General features: G+C 65.9%; 2 protein-coding genes and 1 pseudogene. 2 read left to right on the top strand and 1 reads right to left on the bottom strand.

From position 1 onward, the window contains the following. Positions 1-103: 103 nt before the first annotated feature. Positions 104-661, bottom strand: a complete 558-nt coding sequence (locus KH616_RS23620) for a group III truncated hemoglobin (protein ID WP_292253425.1) — start codon at positions 659-661, stop codon at positions 104-106. A gap of 241 nt (positions 662-902) precedes the next feature. Here KH616_RS23620 and KH616_RS23615 point away from each other — a divergent pair, with 241 nt between their 5' ends. Both KH616_RS23615 and KH616_RS23610 read left to right on the top strand, forming a co-directional pair. Beyond that, entirely contained in the window at positions 903-1397 is a 495-nt protein-coding gene (locus KH616_RS23615; protein ID WP_292253423.1) for an Rrf2 family transcriptional regulator, read from the top strand. Positions 1398-1541: 144 nt separating this feature from the next. Then, positions 1542-2933: pseudogene (locus KH616_RS23610) on the top strand (Clp protease N-terminal domain-containing protein); the annotation flags it as partial. Positions 2934-2970 lie beyond the last annotated feature (37 nt).

The raw sequence follows: 2970 nt of genomic DNA, 5'->3' as shown, positions 1-2970 counted from the left end.
CACCGACGACGCGGCGCTGGCGCGCTGGGGCGTCGAATCGGGCAACGCGCCGCGCTGAGCGGATTGACGTCCCGGATCGGGCGCGCGCCTTGTGCGCGGGGCGTCAGCCGTCCGAGCGGCCGCGCCCGATGATCTTCGCCGGAAACGGCTCGCCGCGCGCACGCGACGGCAGATGTCCGGGATCGTCTCCGGCATCGCGGCGGCGCGGCGCGACCGCGTCGAGCAGCGCCTGCTGTTCGGGCGGAATCGCATAATCCCAGCCGAAGCGGCTCAACTGCAGGCTCTGCGCGATCCTGAGCGCCGGTTCCATGAAACGAACGGCCGCAGCGGGCGCGTAGCGCGCCTCGACTGTCTTCAGGAACAGCGACAACCAGCGGCTGAAGTGTGCGGGCTCGACCCCCTCGAGCGGCTGGTGGGCCTGTTGCACGTTGCCGCGATAGTTCTTGGTGCCGAGCACGAGGCTCGACCAGAACGTCACCATTTTCGGCAGATGGTCGTCCCAGCGGCCAGCCAGCTTGCTGTCGAATACCGGCCCGAGCAGCGGGTCGGCCCGCACGCGCTCGTAGAACGCGTAGACGAGTTCGCGAATGTTGTCTTCGGTCGGAACCGTGTCGCGGGGGTGGATCGGCGTCGCGTCGGGCGAGGGCGTGGTGGCGGTCATGGCAAAAGAGGCTGGGCGAAGGGCGGGACGTTCGCGGGATTTTGACGCACAATAACGACGACCCACCCTTCGATAAAGGTGCTGTTGCACCGCATCTTATTGCGCGCGCGTCTTCGCGGCAACCGGGCCGTCGCCGCGGCGCGCCGGTTGCGAACACGACAAGTTCGCCAGCAGGGCCGCCGCAGGATTGGCACACACGAGTGCGCAATCAGGGTACGAACATGACCGACCGCTTTCATTCATGAGACTGACCGACTACACCGACTACTCGCTGCGAGTCATGCTGTATCTGGCCGTACGCGGCGAAGGCCTGGCGACGATTCAGGAGATCTCGGATGCCTACGGCATCTCGAAGAACCATCTGATGAAAGTCGTGCAGCGCCTCGGCGAGCTCGGCTGGGTTGATACCGTCCGCGGCCGCAATGGCGGCCTGCGGCTGTTCCCGCACTCGACGCGGCTGACGGTCGGCGAGGTCGTGCGCGCGACCGAGAACGATTTCGCGCTGGTCGGCTGCTTTGCCGAGGGCGAGACGGCCCGCGCGTGCGCAATCGAGCCGCAGTGCCGCCTGAAGGGCGTGCTCGCGGCGGCGCGCGCGGCGTTCTTTGCCGAACTCGACCGGCACACGCTTGGCGAGATCGCGCAGCCGGCCCCGCAACTCGCGGTGCTTCTCGGCATCAAGCCGGTCGCGATTGTCCGGGATGCATCGTCGGCCGAGCCGTCTGCGCTGCCCGGCTGACCCGGACAGGGCTCCGTGAAGGCCCGCCACGCTTGGGTTTCCGCCCGTTCTGAAGATTTTTGCGATAAAGCGGCCAGAATGTGCTTGAAAGCCGGATATCCATCCCTATTTTGGTGTTAATCGATAATTGGAGGTCTCTTCTACATGAGAATCGACAAGCTCACCACCAAATTCCAGGAAGCGCTCGCGGATGCCCAAAGCCTCGCGGCAGGCCACGACAATCAGTACATCGAACCCGTCCACGTGCTGGCCGCGCTGATCGCGCAGACGGACGGTTCCGCACGCTCGCTGATGTCGCGGGCGGGCGTTCACGTGCAGGCGCTGCAAGGCGCGCTGAACGAGGCGATTTCGCGCCTGCCGCAAGTGACCGGCACGGGCGGCGACATCCAGATCGGCCGCGAGCTGGCCGGCCTGCTGAACCAGGCGGACAAGGAAGCGCAGAAGCTCAACGACGCATTTATCGCGAGCGAAATGTTCCTGCTCGCGGTCGCCGACGACAAGGGCGAGGCCGGCAAGCTGGCGCGCCAGCACGGCCTGACGCGCAAGGCACTCGAGGCCGCGATCGTCGCGGTGCGCGGCGGCTCGCAAGTGCATAGCCAGGATGCGGAAAGCCAGCGCGAGGCGTTGAAGAAATATACGGTCGACCTGACCGAACGCGCCCGCTCGGGCAAGCTCGATCCGGTGATCGGCCGCGACGACGAAATCCGCCGCTCGATCCAGATCCTGCAGCGCCGCACCAAGAACAACCCGGTGCTGATCGGCGAGCCGGGCGTCGGCAAGACCGCGATCGTCGAAGGGCTCGCGCAGCGCATCGTCAACGGCGAAGTGCCGGAGACGCTGAAGGGCAAGCGCGTGCTGTCGCTCGACATGGCGGCGCTGCTCGCCGGCGCGAAGTATCGCGGCGAATTCGAGGAGCGCCTGAAGGCGGTGCTCAACGACATCGCGAAGGACGAAGGCCGGACGATCGTCTTCATCGACGAGATCCACACGATGGTCGGTGCGGGCAAGGCCGAAGGTGCGATGGATGCGGGCAACATGCTGAAGCCGGCGCTGTCGCGCGGCGAGCTGCACTGCATCGGCGCGACCACGCTCGACGAATACCGCCAGTACATCGAGAAGGATGCCGCGCTCGAGCGCCGCTTCCAGAAGGTGATGGTCGACGAGCCGAGCGTCGAGGCGACGATCGCGATCCTGCGCGGCTTGCAGGAGAAGTACGAGCTGCACCACGGCGTCGACATCACCGATCCGGCGATCGTCGCCGCGGCCGAGCTGTCGCATCGCTACATCACGGACCGCTTCCTGCCGGACAAGGCAATCGACCTGATCGACGAGGCCGCTTCGAAGATCAAGATGGAAATCGATTCGAAGCCCGAAGAAATGGACAAGCTCGACCGCCGGCTGATCCAGCTGAAGATCGAGCGCGAGGCCGTGAAGAAGGAGCAGGACGAAGCGTCGCAGAAGCGTCTGGCGCTGATCGAGGAAGAGATCGAGCGTCTCGGCCGCGAATATGCGGATCTCGAGGAGATCTGGACGGCCTAGAAGGCGTCGGTGCAGGGCAGCGCGCAGCTCAAGG

It is taken from the genome of Burkholderia sp. (assembly GCF_018375725.1).
Classification (GTDB): domain Bacteria; phylum Pseudomonadota; class Gammaproteobacteria; order Burkholderiales; family Burkholderiaceae; genus Burkholderia.
The sequence above is the reverse complement of the archived record's forward strand: the minus strand, read 5'-3'. Positions and strand labels throughout refer to the sequence as shown.